This is a genomic window from Pantoea dispersa (assembly GCF_035783935.1).
Lineage (GTDB): Bacteria > Pseudomonadota > Gammaproteobacteria > Enterobacterales > Enterobacteriaceae > Pantoea > Pantoea dispersa_C.
Window position 1 is genome coordinate 102,079 of the sequence record NZ_JALKOV010000001.1, and the last position, 21,976, is coordinate 124,054.

Genomic DNA, 21,976 nt, shown 5'->3' on the forward strand with positions numbered 1-21,976 from the left:
CGTCAGCGGCGCGAGGACGCCTGAAACGGAGCTCAGCCAGGCAGGGCTCTGCACGATACAGCATGAACTTCTGTGGGGTGCTAAAAAAGAAAAGGGCGGGATAACCCGCCCTGATTGTTATTTTTTCAGCGCCGAGCTGAATTCGCGCTCGGTGTAACCGGTATAAAGCTGACGCGGACGGGCAATCTTCATGCCTTCGTCGTGCATCTCTTTCCAGTGCGCAATCCAGCCAACGGTACGCGCCATCGCGAAGATCACGGTAAACATCGACGATGGAATGCCCATCGCTTTCAGAATGATACCGGAATAGAAATCGACGTTCGGATAGAGTTTACGCTCGATGAAGTACGGGTCGTTCAGCGCGATGTGCTCCAGCTCCATCGCCACTTCCAGCAGGTCGTCCTTCATGCCCAGCTCATTCAGCACTTCATGGCAGGTTTCACGCATCACGGTCGCGCGCGGGTCATAGTTCTTATAAACACGGTGACCGAAGCCCATCAGACGGAACGAATCGTTCTTATCTTTAGCGCGACGCACGAATTCCGGGATGTGATCGACGGTGCTGATCTCTTCCAGCATACGCAGCGTGGCTTCGTTTGCACCACCGTGCGCAGGTCCCCACAGCGAGGCGATACCGGCGGCGATACAGGCAAACGGGTTGGCACCGGAAGAACCGGCGGTACGCACGGTGGAGGTCGATGCGTTTTGCTCGTGGTCAGCATGCAGGATCAGGATACGGTCCATGGCGCGTTCCAGCACCGGGTTCACTTTGTACTCTTCGCACGGCGTGGCGAACATCATATGCAGGAAGTTACCAGCATAGGAGAGATCGTTGCGCGGATACACAAACGGCTGGCCGATGGAGTATTTGTAACACATCGCGGCCATGGTCGGCATTTTTGACAGCAGGCGGAAGGCGGCGATTTCACGGTGACGTTCAATGTTCACGTCTAATGAATCGTGATAGAAGGCAGCCAGCGCGCCGGTCACGCCGCACATCACTGCCATCGGGTGTGAGTCACGACGGAAGCCGTGGAACAGGCGGGTGATCTGCTCGTGAATCATGGTGTGGCGAGTCACAGTGGTGCGGAACTCGTCGTACTGTGCCTGCGTCGGCGCTTCTCCGTTCAGCAGGATGTAGCACACTTCGAGATAGTTAGAGTGAGTTGCCAGCTGATCGATCGGGAAACCACGGTGTAACAAAATCCCTTCATCGCCATCAATAAAGGTAATTTTCGATTCGCAAGACGCAGTAGAGGTAAAACCGGGGTCGAAGGTGAACAGGCCTTTTGAGCCAAGGGCGCGGACATCAACAACATCCTGTCCCAGCGTGCCTTGCATCACATCCAGTTCCACGGAGTTGTTGTCTTGTAGGGTTAGCGTCACTTTTTTATCTGTCATTTTTCGTCTCCATAGCGCCTTAGTAGGTAAGGATCTTAGACACCAGAATAGCCATCATGTTGCGTTTACCCGGCGTATTTCGGGCCGCCGCTGTATTGGCTGCACGTGCGCATTTCGGTCATTTACTGATGTAAACAGCCGGAAAAATAGCGCGCTTGCTGCCATATTGCCACCCGAACGACACAGGCTGAATACAGAATCTTCACAGCATCACTCTGCGGTAACGTTCATGCTGCACGATTACGGAGCGAAAGAGTGTAGAGCCAATTGGTGGTGTCCGGGCATGACATGCTGCAAATCGCGGATGTTAAAGATCCTGTCACGACATAACTTCTTGGTAACCAATAACCTGACGGTTTATGTTGCTCGTAAAGGCAATGTTACATAACTTGAGCTTAGGGGAAAGTGTATCCCCATAACTTTTATGCATCATAGGGCTTTAGTGCGTTTGTTTGTAACTGAAATGTTGATCTATTGTCAAATCAGATAATTAAAAATGTATAAATTGTGAAATTCGTGAGGCGGATCACTGTTCAGCTTAAATGTGACCAAAGAGATTGTAGGGGAATTGTAATCAGAATGTGATCCTCCTATACTGCCGCCAGGTCTCCGGAATACCCTGACACCAGGAGCCACCCAGCGTTTTTCCCGCTTCATTTAACACTGGATGTTGCTATTTTGGTGGCGGTTGCAGTCCGAACACGCACTGTGCTCTTCTGTAACTCAGGACCGGAGGAAGCAAAATAAAAAAGAGCTGTGTGGGCAAAACCGTGAAAAAACAAAGACCTGTTAACTTGGATCTCTCGACGATCCGGTTTCCCGTTACTGCAATATCGTCCATTCTCCACCGCGTCTCCGGCGTGATTACCTTTGTCGCTCTCGGAATTCTGCTCTGGTTACTGGGTCTCTCCCTCTCTTCTCCGGAAGGTTTCCAGCAAGCGGCATCCATCATGGATAGCTTCTTCGCCAAATTCATCATGTGGGGCATTCTGACCGCGCTGGCATATCACGCAGCAAGCGGCATTCGTCACATGCTGGCCGACTTCGGTTTTACGGCAGAAACCCTGCAGGTGGGAACCCGTACCGCGCAAGCGGTTTTTGTTATCACTGTCGTGCTCTCAATTTTGGCTGGAGTCCTCGTATGGTAAGCAATGCTTCTGCATTAGGACGCAACGGTATTCATGACTGGCTGTTACTGCGTGCTGCTGCAATCTTAATTACGCTCTACATTATCTACATCCTCGGTTTTGTCGTGATGACCGGCACGCTGACGTATGACGTCTGGCGCGGCTTTTTCGCTTCCTCCTTCACCAAAGTGTTCACGCTGCTGACGCTGTTCTCGATTCTGGTCCACGGCTGGATTGGCATGTGGCAGGTCCTGACCGACTACGTGAAACCGCTGGCAACGCGTCTGTTGTTGCAACTGGTGATTGTGGTCGCGCTGTTGTCGTATGCAATTTATGGAACCGTTGTGGTGTGGGGTGTGTAAATGAGTTTGCCAGTCAGAGAATTTGATGCCGTGGTGATCGGCGCAGGTGGTGCGGGTATGCGCGCCGCGCTGCAAATCTCCCAGTCGGGCCAGAGCTGTGCTCTGTTATCCAAAGTGTTCCCAACCCGTTCTCACACCGTATCGGCGCAGGGCGGGATTACCGTGGCGCTGGGTAACTCCCACGAAGATAACTGGGAATGGCACATGTACGATACCGTCAAAGGCTCCGATTACATCGGTGACCAGGACGCCATCGAATATATGTGTAAAACCGGTCCGGAAGCGATTCTGGAGCTGGAGCACATGGGCCTGCCATTCTCCCGTCTTGATGACGGCCGCGTTTATCAGCGTCCGTTCGGTGGCCAGTCGAAAAACTTCGGCGGTGAGCAGGCGGCACGTACCGCGGCGGCTGCCGACCGTACCGGCCACGCCCTGCTGCATACGCTGTATCAGCAGAACCTGAAAAACAAAACCACCATCTTCTCCGAGTGGTATGCACTGGATCTGGTGAAAAACGCTGACGGCGCGATCGTCGGCTGTACCGCCATCTGCATCGAAACCGGTGAAACCGTCTACTTTAAAGCCAAAGCCACTATCCTTGCGACCGGCGGTGCTGGCCGTATCTATCAGTCCACCACTAACGCCCACATCAACACCGGTGACGGCGTCGGCATGGCGCTGCGTGCGGGCGTGCCGATGCAGGATATGGAGATGTGGCAGTTCCACCCAACCGGTATCGCGGGTGCCGGTGTGCTGGTGACCGAAGGTTGCCGTGGTGAAGGTGGCTATCTGCTGAACAAGCACGGTGAGCGCTTCATGGAGCGCTACGCGCCGAACGCCAAAGATCTGGCGGGCCGTGATGTGGTGGCGCGTTCAATGATGGTGGAAATCCGCGAAGGTCGCGGCTGCGACGGCCCGTGGGGTCCGCATATCAAACTGAAACTCGACCATCTGGGCGCCGAAGTGCTGGAATCCCGTCTGCCGGGCATCCTCGAACTGTCGCGCACCTTTGCTCACGTCGACCCGATTAAAGAACCGATTCCGGTTATCCCGACCTGTCACTACATGATGGGCGGCGTGCCGACCCGCGTGACCGGTCAGGCGCTGCGCGTCAACGAGCAGGGCGAAGATGAAGTGATTCCGGGCCTGTTCGCGGTAGGCGAAATTGCCTGCGTATCGGTACACGGCGCAAACCGTCTTGGCGGCAACTCGCTGCTCGACCTGGTGGTATTCGGCCGCGCGGCCGGTGTTCATCTGATGGAGTGCATCGCTGAGCAGGGCGAACTGCGCGACGCCACCGAAGATGAAATCGACGCGGCGATGGCCCGCTTCAACCGCTGGGAAAACAACACCACCGGTGAAGACCCGGTTGAAATCCGCAAGGCGCTGCAGCGCTGCATGCAGAACAACTTCTCGGTATTCCGTGAAGGGGATGCGATGCGTGAAGGCCTGGCCGAGCTGAAAGAGATTCGTGAGCGCCTGAAAAACGCGCGTCTCGATGACCGTTCACCGGACTTCAACACCCAGCGTATCGAATGCCTTGAGCTGGACAATCTGATGGAAACCGCTTACGCCACCGCGGTAGCGGCCAACTTCCGCACCGAAAGCCGTGGCGCTCACAGCCGCTTCGACTACCCGGAGCGTGATGATGCCAACTGGCTGTGCCACAGCCTCTATGTTCCGCAAACGGAAAGCATGACGCGCCGTGAGGTGAACATGCAACCGAAACTGCGTGCGGCCTTCCCGCCGAAAGCGCGTACTTACTAATTGCGGAGATCATCATGAGACTCGAATTTTCTATCTATCGTTACAACCCGGAAGTCGATGACAAACCGCGCATGCAGGATTACACCCTCGAAGCGGAAGATGGTCGCGACATGATGCTGCTGGACGCGCTGATCCGTCTGAAAGAGAAGGATCCTACGCTGGCCTTCCGTCGCTCCTGCCGTGAAGGCGTGTGCGGCTCCGACGGCCTCAACATGAACGGTAAAAATGGCCTGGCGTGTATCACGCCGGTCTCCGCACTGGGTAATGGCAGCAAGAAGATTGTCATCCGTCCGCTGCCCGGTCTGCCGGTGATCCGCGACCTCGTGGTGGACATGGGACAATTCTATGCTCAGTATGAGAAGATTAAGCCTTTCCTGTTGAATAATGGGGAAAATCCGCCAGCGCGCGAGCATCTGCAATCGCCTGCGCAGCGTGAGCACCTGGATGGCCTGTACGAGTGTATTCTCTGTGCCTGCTGCTCCACGTCGTGCCCGTCATTCTGGTGGAATCCGGACAAGTTCATCGGTCCGGCCGGCCTGCTGGCGGCATACCGCTTCCTGATTGACAGCCGCGACACCGAAACCGATGCGCGTCTCGACAATCTGAATGATGCTTTCAGTGTTTTCCGCTGTCACAGCATCATGAACTGTGTGAGCGTGTGCCCGAAAGGCTTAAACCCAACGCGCGCCATCGGCCACATTAAGTCGATGCTGCTGCAGCGCGGGGCGTAACAAACGGAAGTCACGATCGGGAACCCAGGTTCCCGATCGTTTACGGAAGCCTCTATAAGCGCGGTACTGACCACGCTTATAAAGGTTCCCTTACGGGCCAGGCGCCGGTTGCGCACAGGTTCGTATCGCTGAACTCACTACGGCAAGCCGCGAAAGCGGCAACAAATGAAACCTCAAAAAAGCAGATTAATGCTTAAGGGATCACAATGCAGAACAGCGCGATGAAACCCTGGCTGGACTCCTCCTGGCTGGCCGGCGCGAACCAGTCCTACATAGAGCAACTCTATGAGGATTTCCTGACCGATCCTGACTCTGTTGATGAAGTGTGGCGCTCGATGTTCCAGCAGTTGCCGGGCACCGGCGTGAAACCCGAGCAGTTTCACTCCACCACGCGTGAATACTTCCGCCGCCTGGCGAAAGACGCCACCCGCTACACCTCGACAGTCACCGATCCGGCCGCTAACTCCAAACAGGTTAAAGTGCTGCAGCTGATTAATGCGTTCCGCTTCCGCGGCCATCAGCACGCTAACCTCGATCCGCTCGGCCTGTGGAAGCAGGAGCGCGTGGCGGATCTCGATCCGGCCTTCCACGATCTGACCGACGCCGATTTTCAGGAAAGCTTTAACGTAGGCTCTTTCGCCATTGGCAAAGAGACCATGAAGCTGGCCGATCTCTACGCCGCACTGCAGCAGACCTACTGTGGCTCCATTGGTGCAGAGTACATGCACATCAACAACACCGAAGAGAAGCGCTGGATTCAGCAGCGTCTGGAATCGGTAGTGGGCCATGCGTCATTCAGCGCGGACGAGAAAAAAGGTTTCCTGAAAGAGCTGACGGCGGCAGAGGGCCTGGAAAAATACCTCGGCGCGAAATTCCCGGGTGCCAAACGCTTCTCGCTGGAAGGCGGCGATGCGCTGGTGCCGATGCTGCGCGAAATGATTCGCCATGCTGGCAAGAGCGGCACGCGTGAAGTGGTGCTGGGTATGGCGCACCGTGGTCGTCTCAACGTGCTGATCAACGTGCTGGGTAAAAAACCGCAGGATCTGTTCGACGAGTTCTCCGGCAAGCACAAAGAGCACCTCGGCACCGGTGACGTGAAGTACCACATGGGCTTCTCGTCAGACGTGGAAACCGAAGGCGGCCTGGTGCACCTGGCGCTGGCGTTCAACCCGTCGCATCTGGAAATCGTAAGCCCGGTGGTAATGGGCTCGGTGCGTGCGCGTCTGGATCGTCTGGCAGAGCCGGGCAGCAACAAAGTTCTGCCGATCACTATTCACGGTGATGCCGCCGTTATCGGCCAGGGTGTGGTGCAGGAAACCCTGAACATGTCGCAGGCTCGCGGTTACGAAGTGGGCGGCACCGTACGCATCGTGATTAACAACCAGGTGGGCTTCACCACCTCGAATCCGAAAGATGCGCGTTCTACCCCGTACTGCACCGACATCGGCAAAATGGTGCTGGCACCGATCTTCCACGTCAACGCGGACGATCCGGAAGCGGTAGCGTTTGTTACCCGTCTGGCGCTGGATTATCGCAACACCTTCAAACGCGATGTGTTCATCGACCTGGTGTGCTACCGCCGTCACGGCCATAACGAAGCCGACGAGCCAAGCGCAACCCAGCCGCTGATGTATCAGAAAATCAAAAAGCATCCGACGCCGCGCAAAATCTACGCCGATCAGCTGGAAAGCGAAGGCGTAGCCACGCAGGAAGATGCCACCGAGCTGGTGAACCTTTACCGCGACGCGCTGGATGAAGGCGAGTGCGTGGTGCCGGAATGGCGTCCGATGAGCCTGCACTCCTTCACCTGGTCGCCGTACCTCAACCACGAGTGGGATGAGAGCTACCCGGAAACCGTGGAGATGAAACGCCTGCAGGAGCTGGCGCGCCGTATCAGCAGCATTCCGGAAGCGGTGGAAGTGCAGTCGCGCGTTGCCAAGATTTACAACGATCGCAAAGAGATGGCGGAAGGTAACAAGCTGTTCGACTGGGGCGGCGCGGAAAACCTCGCTTACGCCACGCTGGTCGATGAAGGCATTCCGGTGCGCCTGTCGGGTGAAGACTCCGGCCGCGGCACCTTCTTCCACCGTCACGCGGTGATTCACAACCAGCAGAACGGTTCGACTTACACCCCGCTGCACCACATCCATAACGGTCAGGGTCAGTTCAAGGTGTGGGATTCGGTGCTGTCGGAAGAAGCGGTTCTGGCGTTCGAATACGGTTACGCCACCGCCGAGCCGCGCGTGCTGACCATCTGGGAAGCGCAGTTCGGTGACTTTGCCAACGGCGCTCAGGTGGTGATCGATCAGTTCATCAGCTCCGGCGAGCAGAAATGGGGCCGCATGTGTGGTCTGGTGATGCTGCTGCCACATGGCTACGAAGGGCAGGGTCCGGAGCACTCCTCCGCGCGCCTCGAGCGCTATCTGCAGCTGTGTGCTGAGCAGAACATGCAGGTCTGCGTGCCATCAACGCCAGCGCAGGTGTACCACATGCTGCGTCGTCAGGCGCTGCGCGGTATGCGCCGTCCGCTGATCGTCATGTCGCCGAAGTCGCTGCTGCGTCATCCGCTGGCGGTGTCCAGCCTTGATGAGCTGGCCAACGGCAGCTTCCAGCCAGCGATTGGTGAGATCGACGATCTCGATCCGCAGCAGGTGAAACGCGTGGTGCTGTGCTCCGGTAAAGTTTATTACGATCTGCTGGAGCAGCGTCGTAAGAACGAACAGACCGATGTCGCCATCGTACGTATCGAACAGCTCTATCCGTTCCCGCACAAAGCGGTGCAGGAAGCGCTGAAGCATTACGCCCATGTTCAGGATTTCGTCTGGTGTCAGGAAGAGCCACTGAACCAGGGCGCATGGTATTGCAGTCAGCATCATTTCCGCGAAGTGGTTCCATTTGGTGCGTCACTGCGTTACGCAGGCCGTCCGGCTTCTGCTTCACCGGCCGTGGGCTATATGTCCGTACATCAACAACAGCAGCAAGACCTGGTCAATGACGCGCTGAACCTTGGTTAATTAAAAGGAAAGAAAATGAGTAGCGTAGAAATTCTCGTTCCCGATTTGCCTGAATCCGTAGCGGATGCCACGGTAGCCACCTGGCATAAAAAACCTGGCGACTCTGTGACCCGCGACGAAGTGCTGGTCGAGATCGAAACTGACAAAGTGGTACTGGAAGTGCCTGCCGCCGCTGACGGTGTGCTGGAAGCGGTGCTGGAAGATGAAGGCGCTACCGTGACGTCGCGCCAGATTCTGGGCCGTCTGAAAGAGGGCAACAGCGGCGGGAAAGAGACCACGGCGAAAGTGGAAAACAAGGAGTCTACGCCTGCACAGCGTCAGACTGCGTCTCTGGAAGAAGAGAGCAATGACGCGCTCAGCCCGGCCGTACGCCGCCTGATTGCGGAAAACAACCTCGACGCCAGCCAGATTAAAGGCACCGGCGTTGGCGGCCGTCTGACGCGTGAAGATGTGGAAAAACATCTGGCGAAGAAAGCCGACGGTGCGAAAGCGGCACCAGCAGCCGATGCCGCTCCGCAGGCAGTCGCCAACCGCAGCGAGAAGCGCGTGCCAATGACCCGTCTGCGCAAGCGCGTGGCCGAGCGTCTGCTGGAAGCGAAAAACAGCACCGCGATGCTGACCACCTTCAACGAAGTCAACATGAAGCCGATCATGGATCTGCGCAAGCAGTACGGCGATGCCTTCGAGAAGCGTCACGGCGTGCGTCTGGGCTTCATGTCCTTCTACATCAAAGCGGTAGTTGAAGCGCTGAAACGCTTCCCGGAAGTGAACGCGTCGATCGACGGCGACGATGTGGTCTACCACAACTATTTCGATGTCAGCATCGCGGTTTCTACTCCGCGTGGTCTGGTGACGCCAGTGCTGAAAGATGTTGATGCGCTGAGCATGGCCGACATCGAGAAGAAAATTAAAGAGCTGGCGGTGAAAGGCCGTGACGGCAAGCTGACGGTGGAAGAACTGACCGGCGGTAACTTCACCATCACCAACGGTGGTGTGTTCGGTTCGCTGATGTCTACGCCGATCATCAACCCGCCGCAGAGCGCGATTCTGGGGATGCACGCCATCAAAGATCGCCCAATGGCGGTGAATGGTCAGGTGGTGGTGCTGCCAATGATGTATCTGGCACTCTCCTACGATCACCGTCTGATCGATGGTCGTGAATCTGTCGGCTATCTGGTCGCGGTGAAAGAGCTGCTGGAAGATCCGGCGCGTCTGCTGCTGGATGTCTGATTTTCGCCGGGCGCGCTGGCACGAGGCGCGCCCAAATTAACCCTGTTTAGATCTGAATGGATAGAACATCATGAACTTACACGAATACCAGGCGAAGCAGCTGTTTGCACGGTATGGTATGCCAGCACCGACTGGCTACGCCTGCACCACGCCACGTGAAGCCGAAGAAGCCGCCTCGAAAATTGGCGCGGGTCCGTGGGTGGTGAAATGTCAGGTTCATGCCGGTGGCCGCGGTAAAGCGGGCGGTGTGAAGGTGGTTAACTCTAAAGAAGACATCCGTGCTTTCGCTGAAAACTGGCTGGGCAAACGTCTGGTGACATACCAGACTGACGCGAATGGCCAGCCGGTAAACCAGATCCTGGTTGAAGCGGCAACCGACATCGATCAGGAGCTGTATCTGGGTGCGGTGGTTGACCGTGCCACCCGTCGCGTGATCTTCATGGCATCAACCGAAGGCGGCGTGGAAATCGAGAAAGTGGCGGAAGAAACCCCGCACCTGATCCACAAAATGGCGCTGGATCCACTGACCGGTCCGCAGCCATACCAGGGCCGCGAGCTGGCATTCAAACTGGGCCTGACCGGTAAGCAAGTCAGCCAGTTCACCAAAATTTTCATGGGTCTGGCGACCATGTTCCTGGAGCGCGATCTGGCGATGGTTGAGATCAACCCGCTGGTGATCACCAAACAGGGCGACCTGATCTGTCTGGATGGCAAACTGGGTGCCGACGGCAATGCCCTGTTCCGTCAGCCAGAGCTGCGTGAAATGCGTGACCCAAGCCAGGAAGACCCACGTGAAGCCCACGCGACCCAGTGGGAACTGAACTACGTCGCGCTGGAAGGCAACATTGGCTGTATGGTCAACGGCGCCGGTCTGGCAATGGGCACCATGGACATCGTGAAACACCACGGTGGTCAGCCTGCAAACTTCCTTGATGTTGGCGGCGGCGCAACCAAAGAGCGCGTTACCGAAGCCTTCAAAATCATCCTGTCTGACGATGCTGTGAAAGCGGTATTCGTTAACATCTTCGGCGGCATCGTGCGCTGCGACCTGATCGCAGACGGCATCATCGGTGCGGTGGCTGAAGTGGGTGTCAACGTACCGGTCGTGGTACGTCTGGAAGGTAACAACGCCGAGCTGGGCGCGAAGAAACTGGCGGACAGCGGTCTCAACATCATTGCAGCAACCAGCCTGACAGACGCGGCACAGCGTGTTGTTGCTGCTGCGGAGGGTAAATAATGTCCATTCTGATCGACAAAAACACCAAAGTCATTTGCCAGGGTTTCACCGGTGGCCAGGGAACGTTCCACTCTGAGCAGGCGCTGGCCTATGGTACGCAGCTGGTTGGCGGTGTGACGCCAGGTAAAGGCGGCACCACCCATCTCGGTCTGCCGGTGTTTAACACCGTGCGCGAAGCGGTAGAAGCCACGGGCGCCACCGCCACCGTGATCTACGTGCCGGCACCGTTCTGCAAAGACGGTATCCTGGAAGCGATCGACGCGGGCATCAAACTGATCATCACCATCACCGAAGGTATCCCGACGCTGGATATGCTGACCGTGAAAGTGAAGCTGGACGAAGCAGGCGTGCGCATGATCGGCCCGAACTGCCCGGGCGTGATCACCCCAGGCGAATGTAAGATCGGCATCATGCCGGGCCACATTCACCAGCCAGGCCGCGTGGGTATCGTGTCGCGTTCCGGTACGCTGACCTATGAAGCGGTTAAGCAGACCACCGACATCGGCTACGGCCAGTCCACCTGTGTGGGCATCGGCGGTGACCCGATCCCAGGCTCCAACTTCATCGACATCCTGAAAATGTTCCAGGACGATCCGCAGACTGAAGCGATCGTGATGATCGGTGAGATCGGCGGCAGCGCTGAAGAAGAAGCCGCGGCGTTCATCAAAGAGCACGTGACCAAGCCTGTGGTCGGCTATATCGCCGGCGTAACGGCGCCGAAAGGCAAGCGTATGGGCCACGCCGGCGCCATCATTGCCGGTGGTAAAGGCACTGCTGATGAGAAATTTGCTGCGCTGGAAGCGGCCGGTGTAAAAACCGTGCGCAGCCTGGCCGATATCGGCGACGCAGTGAAAGCGGTACTGCCAGCGAAATAAGTTTTTGCTGCTGAAAGAAAAAAGCCACCTGCGGGTGGCTTTTTTTATGGCTGTAATGCACGGCCAGTAGCCGTCCTCACACATTTGCAGTAAAAACGTAACGGTAGCAGGTTCTGCGGCTATGCTTATTTGCAGTGCGTAAAGAAGGGCAAAGAGGCGTGCTTTTGCCGCAAAGCTTTATGCTGCCGGGCGACAAAGAGGTTAAATAATTACGGGAAAGGTAATTGTTTTCTTAATTGCGCTATCGATTTATGACAACTAATTAACAACAACTCTAACACTACATATCTGGAAAATTATTGTCTTAATCCAGATCAATAAAAGGCGATATATAGCAAACTTTACCGCTGGCTAAAAGCAACCCAACCGGTATAAATTGCGCTGCATCAATTCAGTCTTTTTCATCATTTTTCAGGAGTTTGTGCCAGGCGTTGTCATATCAATTCTGTCGCCTCCTCATCTTACTCCTGCTCGAAACAGGCTGAAGCGATCGGTTTTTCGGGGAATTTTCACCACTGTTACTCGCTCACTTCGGGCCGCAGTACGCATTGTGCTGTCGGTAACAAAACTGGAATCAATAATCAGTCGTTCCTGACCTTATTCTGCATCGCACTGCCCGCTGTTTGTGGTTGTTATTCGCAGGATGAGTTCATGCGAGGAGCAAGGAGTCATCATGTTAGATATTGTCGAGCTGTCGCGTTTACAGTTTGCCCTGACGGCGATGTACCATTTCCTGTTCGTGCCCTTAACGCTCGGTATGGCGTTTTTACTGGCGATCATGGAAACGGTCTATGTCCTGTCGGGAAAACAGATTTATAAAGATATGACCAAATTCTGGGGCAAGTTGTTTGGTATCAACTTTGCGCTGGGTGTGGCCACCGGCCTGACCATGGAATTTCAGTTCGGTACCAACTGGTCTTATTACTCCCACTACGTCGGCGATATCTTCGGTGCGCCGCTGGCCATCGAAGGCCTGATGGCGTTCTTCCTTGAATCCACCTTTGTCGGCCTGTTCTTCTTCGGCTGGGATCGCCTCGGTAAAGTGCAGCACCTGGCGGTGACCTGGCTGGTGGCACTCGGCTCGAACATGTCCGCGCTGTGGATCCTGGTGGCGAACGGCTGGATGCAGAACCCGATCGCCTCCGAATTCAATTTCGAAACCATGCGTATGGAGATGGTGAGCTTCTCCGAGCTGGTGCTAAACCCGGTGGCGCAGGTGAAATTTGTGCATACCGTGGCCGCGGGCTACACCACCGGTGCGATGTTCATTCTGGGCATCAGCGCCTGGTATCTGCTGAAAGGGCGCGACATCGCGTTTGCTAAACGTTCCTTTGCGATCGCTGCCAGCTTCGGTATGGCTGCCGTGCTGTCGGTCATCGTGCTGGGTGACGAATCCGGTTATGAAATGGGCGATGTGCAGAAAACCAAGCTGGCCGCCATCGAAGCCGAATGGGAAACCCAGCCGGCGCCGGCGGCCTTTACGCTGTTTGGCGTGCCGGATCAGGCGACGCAGGAGAACAAGTACGCCATCCAGATCCCGTATCTGCTCGGTTTAATTGCTACGCGTTCCGTCGATACGCCGGTCACCGGTCTGAAAGATCTGCTGGCGCAGCATGAAGTGCGCATCCGTAACGGTATGAAAGCCTATGCGCTGCTGAACGAGCTGCGTGCCGGCAGTAAAGATCCGGCGGTGCGCAGTGAGTTTGAGACGCATAAACAGGATCTCGGCTACGGTCTGCTGCTCAAGCGTTATACCCCGGACGTGGCGAACGCCACGGAAGCGCAAATCCAGCAGGCAACGCAGGATTCGATTCCGCGCGTGGCACCGCTCTATTTCGCCTTCCGCATCATGGTGCTGTGTGGCGTGCTGCTGCTGGGCATCATTGCGCTGTCGTTCTGGAGCGTGATTCGTAACCGCATCGGTAAGAATCGCTGGCTGCTGAAAGCGGCGCTGTACGGGATTCCACTGCCGTGGATTGCCGTCGAAGCCGGCTGGTTTGTCGCTGAATATGGCCGTCAGCCGTGGGCGATTGGTGAGGTGCTGCCAACCGCGGTGGCTAACTCGTCGCTGACCGTCGGCGATCTGCTGTTCTCGATGATTCTGATCTGCGGCCTGTATACCGTGTTCCTGGTGGCGGAAATGTATCTGATGTTCAAATTTGCCCGCCTTGGTCCAAGCAGCCTGAAAACCGGCCGCTATCACCATGAAACAGCGCAAGCTGTGACTCAACCGGCGCGTGGATAAGGAGAGCGACCATGTTTGACTATGAAGTGTTGCGTTTTGTCTGGTGGCTGCTGATTGGCATTTTGCTGATCGGTTTTGCCGTCACCGACGGCTTCGATATGGGCGTGGGTATGCTGACCCGCATCCTCGGTCGCACCGATACCGAACGTCGCATTATGATTAACAGCATCGCGCCGCACTGGGACGGCAACCAGGTCTGGCTGATCACTGCCGGTGGCGCACTGTTTGCCGCCTGGCCAATGGTGTATGCCGCGGCGTTCTCCGGTTTCTACGTGGCGATGATTCTGGTGCTGGCCTCGCTGTTCTTCCGTCCGGTGGGTTTTGACTACCGGTCGAAGATCGAGGATATGCGCTGGCGCGGTGCCTGGGACTGGGGCATCTTCATTGGCAGCTTTGTGCCGCCGCTGGTGATTGGTGTGGCGTTCGGTAACCTGCTGCAGGGCGTGCCGTTCCATGCTGACGAATACCTGCGCCTGTTCTATACCGGCAATTTCTTCCAGCTGCTCAATCCGTTTGGCCTGCTGGCGGGGGTGATCAGCGTCGCGATGATTCTGGCCCAGGGCGCGACTTACCTGCAGATGCGTACCAGCGGCGAACTGCACCTGCGTTCCCGCACCGCGGCGCAAATCAGCGCACTGGTGATGCTGGTGGGCTTTGTGCTGGCCGGCGTCTGGGTGAAGTACGGCATTGATGGCTACGTGCTGAAAAGCGCAATCGATCATCACGCGGCGTCTAACCCGCTGGGTAAAGACGTGGTGCGTGAAGCCGGTGCCTGGCTGGTCAATTTTGAACAGATGCCGGTGCTGTGGCTGTTCCCGCTGCTGGGTGCGCTGCTGCCGCTGCTGACGATCCTGTGTTCGCGCATGGAGAAGGGCGCATGGGCGTTTATCTTCTCTTCGCTGACGCTGGCGTGCGTCATTATGACGGCGGGCATTGCGCTGTTCCCGTTCATCATGCCATCCAGCACCGTGCCAGGCACCAGCCTGACCATGTGGGACGCAACCTCCAGCCTGCTGACGCTGCAGATCATGACCGTGGCAGCCATCATCTTTGTGCCGATTATTCTGGCTTACACCAGCTGGTGTTACTACAAGATGTATGGCCGCATCACCAAAGAACACATTGAGCGCAATACGCACTCCCTGTACTGATTGAGGAGATTGAGCATGTGGTATTTTGCCTGGATTCTCGGCACCTTGCTGGCCTGTGCGTTTGGCGTGGTCACGGCACTGGCGATCGAGCATGTAGAAGAGGGCGGCGCGCAGGACGATAAGCTCTGATGCGCAGCCTGATACAGTCGCTGTATTGTCTGATGGATAAGGGCCCGCTGCGGGCCCTTTCACTGATTCTGGCACTGTGGCTGGCCGGATGCGTCATCTGGCAGCCGGCGCGCTTTGCCGCACGCACCAGTGAGCTCGCTATCTGGCACGGATTATTGTTAATCTGGGCGGTGTGCAGCGGCGTGATTCACGGCACCGGCTTTCGGCCACAGCGTGCCCGCTGGCAGGCGCTGTTTGCCCCGCTACCGGCGCTGATCGTGCTGGCGCTGGGAATTTACTGGTTCTACCATTAAGTTCTGTCTCAGCCCGGAAGGGCTGTTTTACCGCTGCTGACGTGAGTTTTTGTCAGTGGTTGGTCAGGAAATCTCCCAAAAATCCTTCCAGTTGTTAACGTCTGATAATTATTTTCTCCTGGCTCTGGCGGACCATTCCCAAGCCGATCTCTCTTGCGTATAGTAGCAACGTTTAAAATGAGACCGGGATGTAGAGTGAGTACAACGCTGTTTCGCTGGCCGGTTCGGGTCTATTACGAAGACACTGACGCCGGTGGTGTGGTTTACCACGCCAGCTATCTTGCTTTTTATGAACGAGCACGTACCGAGATGTTGCGCCAGCACCATTTCAATCAACAGGCCCTGTTGGAAGAGCAGGTGGCTTTTGTGGTACGGCGCATGACGGTGGACTTTATTGCCGCGGCACGTCTCGACGACCTTCTGGAGATCCAGAGCGAAGTGACAGCAATGACGCGCGCAACCATGACGTTCTCGCAGCGTATCGTGAATGCTGAAGGCAAAGTGCTCAATGAAGCAGACGTCCTGATTGCCTGCATCAACCCACATCTAATGAAGCCGATTGCGCTTCCCAAGTCTATTGTCGCGGAGTTCAAGCAGTGACTGACATGAACGTTCTTGATTTGTTCCTGAAGGCGAGCCTTCTGGTCAAACTTATCATGTTGATTTTGATCGGCTTTTCTATTGCCTCCTGGGCAATCATCATTCAGCGCACCCGCATTCTTAACGCGGCGGGGCGTGAGGCCGAGGCGTTCGAGGACAAGTTCTGGTCCGGCATCGAGCTGTCGCGTCTCTATCAGGAGAGCCAGGCGCGCCGTGATGAGCTGAGCGGGTCTGAACAGATTTTCTACTCGGGCTTTAAAGAGTTTGCCCGCCTGCATCGCGCCAACAGCCATGCGCCGGAAGCCGTCGTTGAAGGGGCCGGCCGCGCCATGCGTATTTCCATGAACCGTGAACTGGAAGCGCTGGAAAACCATATCCCGTTCCTCGGCACCGTCGGTTCCATCAGCCCGTATATCGGTCTGTTTGGTACGGTGTGGGGGATCATGCACGCCTTTATCGCACTGGGTGCGGTAAAACAGGCCACGCTGCAAATGGTCGCGCCCGGTATCGCCGAAGCGCTGATCGCCACCGCAATTGGTCTGTTCGCGGCCATTCCTGCCGTTATGGCGTACAACCGTCTGAACCAGCGCGTAAACAAGCTGGAGCAGGGCTACGACAACTTTATGGAAGAGTTCACGGCTATCCTGCATCGTCAGGCTTTCTCTACCGACAACAGCAAGTAAGTCGAGGTTAACGATGGCCAGAACCCGTGGTCGCGGGCGTCGCGACCTTAAGTCGGAAATCAACATTGTTCCGCTGCTGGACGTGCTGCTGGTGTTGCTGCTCATCTTTATGGCAACCGCGCCGATTATTACGCAGAGCGTGGAAGTGGACCTGCCGGATGCCACCGATTCGAAAACCGTTTCCAGCGACGACAATCCGCCGGTGATCGTGGAAGTGGCCGGGGTAGGGCAGTACAGCCTGGTGGTGGATCACGATCGTATGACGCAGCTGCCGCCGGAACAGGTGGTGAGCGAAGCGCAGCGCCGTATTGAAGCCAATCCGAAGACGGTCTTCCTGATTGGTGGGGCGAAAGATGTGCCTTACGACGAAATCATCAAGGCGCTGAACCTGTTGCATCAGGCTGGCGTGAAATCCGTCGGTTTGATGACGCAGCCGATTTAACGCGAACCGTTTTTGGGAACCGAGAGTGTCGAAGGCAACCGAGCAGAACGAGAAGTTAAAACGCGCGATAATCATTTCGGTGATTCTGCACATCGTGCTGATCGCCCTGCTGATTTGGAGCTCGTTTAACGAACATATCGAAGCCAGCGGCGGCGGTGGCGGCAGTGATATCGACGCGGTGATGGTCGATCCTGGCGCGGTGGTTGAGCAGTATAACCGTCAGCAGAATCAGCAGAGTGACAGTCAGCGCGCCGAGCAGCAGCGTCAGAAGCAGGCACAGCAGCAGGCGGAAGAGTTGCAGCAGAAGCAGGCCGCCGAACAGCAGCGGTTGAAAGAGCTGGAAAAAGAGCGTCTGCAGGCGCAGCAGGAAGCCAAAGAGCAGGCGAAGCAGCAGGCAGAACAGCAGAAAGCGGCTGAAGCAGCAGCGAAACAGGCGCAGGAGCAGCAGAAAGCCGCAGAAGCGGCCGCAGCGAAAGCCAAAGCCGATGCCAAAGCGCAGGCCGATGCTCAGGCGAAGGCCGCAGCGGATGCGAAAGCCAAAGCGGAAGAGCAGGCGAAGCAGGCCGCAGCTGACGCGAAGAAGAAAGCGGAAGAGCAGGCCAAAGCGGCAGCGGCGGAAGCGGCGAAAGAGAAAGCCGCGCAGCAGGCGAAAGCCGCAGCTGAAGCGAAAGCCAAAGCGGAGGCGGAAGCCAAAGCTCAGGCCGCGGCGGATGCCAAAGCTAAAGCCGCGCAGGAAGCCAAAGAGAAAGCCGCAGAAGCCGCGAAAGAGAAAGCAGCCGCCGAGGCCAAAGCGAAAGCTGAGGCAGCAGCGAAAGCCAAAGCGGATGCGGCAGCCAAAGCCAAAGCTGCGGCTGATGCGAAGAAGAAAGCGGCTGCCGAAGCGGCGAAGAATGAGAGCGACGTCGATGATCTGTTAGGCGGTCTCTCTTCCGGTAAGAATGCACCGAAAAGCGGTGCCGCTTCTGGCGGTGGCGCGGCGGCAGGTCAGGGCAATCAGAAGAAGGCGGGTGCCTCAGGTGCTGAGGTGAATGCGTATCTGGGTCAGATCACCAGTGCGATTCAGAGCCGCTTCTACGATGCCGATCTGTATCGCGGCAAAAGCTGCGATCTGCGGATTAAACTGGCACCGGATGGTTTGCTGATTGACGTGAAAGCCGAAGGCGGCGATCCGGCGCTGTGTCAGGCGGCGATTACCGCAGCGAAGCAGGCACGCATTCCGAAACCGCCTTCGCAGGCCGTATATGAAGTGTTCAAGAACGCACCGATGCGTTTCAAACCAGAATAATGCAGTAACGTACGGCAGGTTGAACTAAGGTTAGCTTGCCGTACTCTATGAGTACTCGTGTTTTTTCAGGAACTGTGCGAATTATCATGAACTCAGGTTCAGATAAGGGAGATAAGATGAAGCAGGCACTTCGTGTAACCTTAGGTTTTTTTGTACTGCTGTGGGCAGCGATGCTGCACGCGGAAGTACGCATTGAAATTACGCAGGGCGTGAATACCGCACGCCCAATTGGTGTGGTGCCGTTCCAGTGGGCCGGTCCGGGCGCTGCACCAGAAGACATTGGTGGCATCGTCGCAGCCGACTTACGTAACAGCGGTAAATTCAACCCGCTGGATCGTTCGCGTCTGCCACAGCAGCCGACCAGCGCACAGGAAGTACAGCCTGCCGCGTGGAGCGCACTGGGTATTGATGCCGTGGTGGTCGGGCAGGTTACGCCGAACGCCGATGGCAGCTACCAGGTAGCTTACCAGCTGGTGGATACCGGTGGCGCACCGGGCACCGTACTGGCGCAGAACTCCTATAAAGTCACCAAACAGTGGCTGCGCTATGCAGCGCATACCGCCAGCGATGAAGTGTTTGAGAAGCTGACCGGTATCAAAGGTGCATTCCGTACCCGTATCGCCTACGTGGTGCAGACCAACGGCGGTCAGTTCCCGTACGAGCTGCGCGTCTCTGACTACGATGGTTACAACCAGTTTGTCGTGCACCGTTCGCCGCAGCCGCTGATGTCACCGGCCTGGTCGCCAGACGGCAGCAAAGTGGCTTACGTGACCTTCGAAAGCGGTAAATCGGCGCTGGTGGTGCAGACGCTGTCTAACGGTGCTATCCGTCAGGTGGCTTCGTATCCGCGCCACAACGGTGCGCCGGCCTTCTCGCCGGACGGCTCTAAGCTGGCCTTCGCGCTGTCGAAAACCGGTAGCCTGAACCTGTACGTGATGGATCTGGCCTCCGGTCAGACGCGTCAGGTCACCGATGGCCGTTACAACAGCACCGAACCTACCTGGTTCCCGGACAGCCAGACGCTGGCTTACACCTCGGATCAGGCCGGTGCGCCTCAGATTTACAAAGTTAACGTTAACGGCGGAACGCCACAACGCATTACCTGGGAAGGGGCTCAGAACCAGGATGCGGATGTGTCATCTGACGGTAAAACGATGGTGATGATCAGCAGCGCCGGTGGCGCGCAGCACGTCGCCAAACAGGATCTGGAAACGGGAGCCGTTCAGACAATAACGGACACGTTCCTGGATGAGACGCCAAGTCTGGCTCCTAACGGCACGATGGTAATCTATAGCTCTACTCAGGGGATGGGTTCCGTGTTGCAGTTGGTTTCAACCGATGGGCGTTTCAAAGCGCGTCTTCCGGCAACTGATGGACAGGTCAAATTCCCTGCCTGGTCGCCGTATCTGTGATGCATCGCTCCCTCGCCTGGCGGGGGAGTAAAATGTATGGCAAACAAAATAATAGGATAAAGAAATGCAACTGAACAAAGTGCTGAAGGGTTTGATGCTGGCTCTGCCGGTTATCGCGGTAGCTGCATGTAGCTCTCACAAAAACAACAACAACGATCAGACCGGCATGGGTGCTGACGGTGCATACGGCGCTGGCGCTGGCCAGAACGGCAACATGTCTTCTGACGAGCAGGCGCGTCTGCAGATGCAGCAGCTGCAGCAGAACAACATCGTTTACTTCGGTCTGGACAAGTATGACGTGCAGTCTGAGTACGCTCAGATGCTGGATCAGCACGCTGCTTTCCTGCGCAGCAACCCATCTTACAAAGTGACCATCGAAGGTCACGCGGATGAGCGCGGCACCCCAGAGTACAACATCGCCCTGGGCGAGCGTCGTGCTAACGCCGTTAAAATGTACCTGCAGGGTAAAGGCGTGTCTGCTGACCAGATGTCTATCGTATCTTACGGTAAAGAGAAACCTGCTGTACTGGGTCACGACGAAGCGGCTTACGCTAAAAACCGTCGTGCCGTACTGGTTTACTAAGAGAATCACATGATTAGTAACTTCAGACTTCATCTGTTGAGTCTGTCGTTACTGGTTGGCGTAGCGGCCCCATGGGCCGCTAATGCCCAGGCGTCAATCAGTAGCGTTGGCTCAGGCTCGGTCGAAGACCGTGTCACCACTCTTGAACGTATCTCCAATGCCCAGGCTCAGCTTCTGCAGCAGTTGCAGCAGCAGATGAGTGATAACCAAAGCGATATCGATTCGCTGCGCGGGCAGATCCAGCAGAACAGTTATCAGCTTAATCAGGTGATTGAGCGGCAGAAGCAGCTTTATCAGCAGATCGACAGTCTGAGCAGCAGTAATGGTGCGCAGGCCAGCGGTGGTGCCGATGCAGCAGCCGGTGCCGCAGCGGGAAACGCTGATGCGGGGAGCAGCAATACGGCTGCCGCTGCACCCGCACAAACCGGCGATGCCAACACCGATTACAATGCTGCCGTCGCGCTGATTCTTGAGAAGAAGCAGTACGACCAGGCGATTACTGCGCTGCAGGCGTGGGTGAAGAAGTATCCGGACTCCACCTATCAGCCGAATGCCAATTACTGGCTGGGTCAGTTGTACTACAACAAAGGCAAAAAGGACGATGCGGCCTACTATTTTGCCACTGTAGTCAAAAACTACCCGAAATCGCCAAAAGCGGCAGAAGCGCTGTTTAAGGTTGGGGTGATTATGCAGGAGAAGAACGACACAGCGAAAGCGAAAGCGGTCTACCAGCAGGTGATCAAACAGTTCCCTAACTCGGAGTCTGCTAAGCAGGCACAAAAACGGCTCGCTGCGATGTAATTGCTGCAGTTAAGACCGGATTTCGTCTGATTTCTGGTCTTGCCGCATGAAAGGTAAGCAGTTGAGACATTTAGCGGAAAATAAGGGTTGCGCCCTCCCGCTAAATCAGTAATATATGCCGCCGTTGCCGGGACATATCTTAACAAGTATCGGCAGCACTGAAGATGGGTCGTTAGCTCAGTTGGTAGAGCAGTTGACTTTTAATCAATTGGTCGCAGGTTCGAATCCTGCACGACCCACCATCTCAACCGTTCAGTTTTGATGTCACTTCAGTTTGCTTCACAACCTTGATGGGTCGTTAGCTCAGTTGGTAGAGCAGTTGACTTTTAATCAATTGGTCGCAGGTTCGAATCCTGCACGACCCACCATCAAGTCGAAAGTTGTAAGCCACATCCCGAGCGGGTCGTTAGCTCAGTTGGTAGAGCAGTTGACTTTTAATCAATTGGTCGCAGGTTCGAATCCTGCACGACCCACCAGTTATGTAGAAAGGCGCCCTAAAGGCGCCTTTTTGCTTTTTTGCGTTTTTATGGTGTTAGATGGGTCGCTTTGAGGTTGTGCACCGGCCAGATAAGGCGGGGCGGATCGCAAAGGAACCTCACATCCCTGTG

20 protein-coding genes and 3 tRNA genes are annotated in these 21,976 nt (G+C 56.3%); 22 read left to right on the forward strand and 1 reads right to left on the reverse strand.

Annotated elements, in window-relative coordinates:
* Positions 1-117: 117 nt before the first annotated feature.
* A complete protein-coding gene (locus tag MXF20_RS00555; protein WP_021508542.1) occupies positions 118-1,401 on the reverse strand; it encodes a citrate synthase in 1,284 nt (427 codons plus the stop codon).
* Positions 1,402-2,159: 758 nt separating this feature from the next.
* Here MXF20_RS00555 and sdhC point away from each other — a divergent pair.
* The 22 genes from sdhC to MXF20_RS00665 all read left to right on the forward strand — a co-directional run bounded on the left by sdhC (position 2,160) and on the right by MXF20_RS00665 (position 21,844).
* On the forward strand, positions 2,160-2,549 hold the full coding sequence (gene sdhC / locus MXF20_RS00560) for a succinate dehydrogenase cytochrome b556 subunit (protein ID WP_021508541.1): 390 nt from the start codon (positions 2,160-2,162) through the stop codon (positions 2,547-2,549).
* Complete coding sequence (sdhD, locus tag MXF20_RS00565) at positions 2,543-2,890, forward strand: succinate dehydrogenase membrane anchor subunit (RefSeq protein WP_325967034.1); 348 nt, start codon at positions 2,543-2,545, stop codon at positions 2,888-2,890. Before sdhC ends, sdhD begins: the two co-directional genes overlap by 7 nt.
* Positions 2,891-4,657 (forward strand): succinate dehydrogenase flavoprotein subunit, encoded by a 1,767-nt coding sequence (sdhA, locus tag MXF20_RS00570; protein ID WP_021508539.1) that lies wholly within the window; start codon positions 2,891-2,893, stop codon positions 4,655-4,657.
* Positions 4,658-4,671: 14 nt separating this feature from the next.
* A complete protein-coding gene (locus tag MXF20_RS00575; protein ID WP_325967035.1) occupies positions 4,672-5,388 on the forward strand; it encodes a succinate dehydrogenase iron-sulfur subunit in 717 nt (238 codons plus the stop codon).
* A gap of 206 nt (positions 5,389-5,594) precedes the next feature.
* The gene (gene sucA, locus MXF20_RS00580; protein WP_211726303.1) at positions 5,595-8,402 is read left to right on the forward strand and encodes a 2-oxoglutarate dehydrogenase E1 component; all 2,808 of its coding nucleotides are present in this window, start codon (positions 5,595-5,597) and stop codon (positions 8,400-8,402) included.
* Between the two features lie 15 nt (positions 8,403-8,417).
* Entirely contained in the window at positions 8,418-9,632 is a 1,215-nt protein-coding gene (odhB, locus tag MXF20_RS00585; protein WP_325967038.1) for a 2-oxoglutarate dehydrogenase complex dihydrolipoyllysine-residue succinyltransferase, read from the forward strand.
* 70 nt (positions 9,633-9,702) lie between these two features.
* Entirely contained in the window at positions 9,703-10,869 is a 1,167-nt protein-coding gene (gene sucC, locus MXF20_RS00590) for an ADP-forming succinate--CoA ligase subunit beta (RefSeq protein ID WP_006118458.1), read from the forward strand.
* Positions 10,869-11,744, forward strand: coding sequence for a succinate--CoA ligase subunit alpha (sucD, locus tag MXF20_RS00595; RefSeq protein ID WP_021508535.1), 876 nt, complete (start codon positions 10,869-10,871; stop codon positions 11,742-11,744). The genes sucC and sucD overlap by 1 nt, the downstream gene beginning before the upstream one ends.
* Positions 11,745-12,417: 673 nt before the next feature.
* A complete protein-coding gene (gene cydA, locus MXF20_RS00600; RefSeq protein ID WP_325967039.1) occupies positions 12,418-13,989 on the forward strand; it encodes a cytochrome ubiquinol oxidase subunit I in 1,572 nt (523 codons plus the stop codon).
* A gap of 11 nt (positions 13,990-14,000) precedes the next feature.
* The gene (gene cydB, locus MXF20_RS00605) at positions 14,001-15,140 is read left to right on the forward strand and encodes a cytochrome d ubiquinol oxidase subunit II (protein WP_021508533.1); all 1,140 of its coding nucleotides are present in this window, start codon (positions 14,001-14,003) and stop codon (positions 15,138-15,140) included.
* A gap of 15 nt (positions 15,141-15,155) precedes the next feature.
* The gene (gene cydX / locus MXF20_RS00610) at positions 15,156-15,269 is read left to right on the forward strand and encodes a cytochrome bd-I oxidase subunit CydX (protein ID WP_010615998.1); all 114 of its coding nucleotides are present in this window, start codon (positions 15,156-15,158) and stop codon (positions 15,267-15,269) included.
* Positions 15,269-15,562 carry a cyd operon protein YbgE gene (gene ybgE, locus MXF20_RS00615; protein ID WP_325967040.1) on the forward strand — a complete coding sequence of 98 codons (294 nt, stop codon included), beginning with the start codon at positions 15,269-15,271 and terminating at the stop codon, positions 15,560-15,562. Before cydX ends, ybgE begins: the two co-directional genes overlap by 1 nt.
* Before the next feature lie 177 nt (positions 15,563-15,739).
* Positions 15,740-16,162: a tol-pal system-associated acyl-CoA thioesterase gene (gene ybgC, locus MXF20_RS00620; protein ID WP_168714917.1), complete on the forward strand. Its 423-nt coding sequence runs from the start codon at positions 15,740-15,742 to the stop codon at positions 16,160-16,162.
* The gene (tolQ, locus tag MXF20_RS00625) at positions 16,159-16,845 is read left to right on the forward strand and encodes a Tol-Pal system protein TolQ (RefSeq protein ID WP_010616001.1); all 687 of its coding nucleotides are present in this window, start codon (positions 16,159-16,161) and stop codon (positions 16,843-16,845) included. Before ybgC ends, tolQ begins: the two co-directional genes overlap by 4 nt.
* Positions 16,846-16,858: 13 nt before the next feature.
* On the forward strand, positions 16,859-17,287 hold the full coding sequence (gene tolR / locus MXF20_RS00630) for a colicin uptake protein TolR (RefSeq protein WP_021508530.1): 429 nt from the start codon (positions 16,859-16,861) through the stop codon (positions 17,285-17,287).
* Positions 17,288-17,312: 25 nt separating this feature from the next.
* On the forward strand, positions 17,313-18,572 hold the full coding sequence (gene tolA, locus MXF20_RS00635; protein WP_021508529.1) for a cell envelope integrity protein TolA: 1,260 nt from the start codon (positions 17,313-17,315) through the stop codon (positions 18,570-18,572).
* A gap of 116 nt (positions 18,573-18,688) precedes the next feature.
* A complete protein-coding gene (gene tolB, locus MXF20_RS00640) occupies positions 18,689-19,984 on the forward strand; it encodes a Tol-Pal system beta propeller repeat protein TolB (RefSeq protein ID WP_141497052.1) in 1,296 nt (431 codons plus the stop codon).
* 64 nt (positions 19,985-20,048) lie between these two features.
* Positions 20,049-20,567 carry a peptidoglycan-associated lipoprotein Pal gene (gene pal / locus MXF20_RS00645; protein WP_021508527.1) on the forward strand — a complete coding sequence of 173 codons (519 nt, stop codon included), beginning with the start codon at positions 20,049-20,051 and terminating at the stop codon, positions 20,565-20,567.
* A gap of 9 nt (positions 20,568-20,576) precedes the next feature.
* On the forward strand, positions 20,577-21,368 hold the full coding sequence (gene cpoB / locus MXF20_RS00650) for a cell division protein CpoB (RefSeq protein WP_325967041.1): 792 nt from the start codon (positions 20,577-20,579) through the stop codon (positions 21,366-21,368).
* Positions 21,369-21,534: 166 nt separating this feature from the next.
* Positions 21,535-21,610: transfer RNA gene (locus MXF20_RS00655), tRNA-Lys, on the forward strand.
* Positions 21,611-21,660: 50 nt separating this feature from the next.
* Positions 21,661-21,736: transfer RNA gene (locus MXF20_RS00660), tRNA-Lys, on the forward strand.
* Between the two features lie 32 nt (positions 21,737-21,768).
* Positions 21,769-21,844, forward strand: a tRNA-Lys gene (locus MXF20_RS00665).
* Positions 21,845-21,976: the final 132 nt, after the last annotated feature.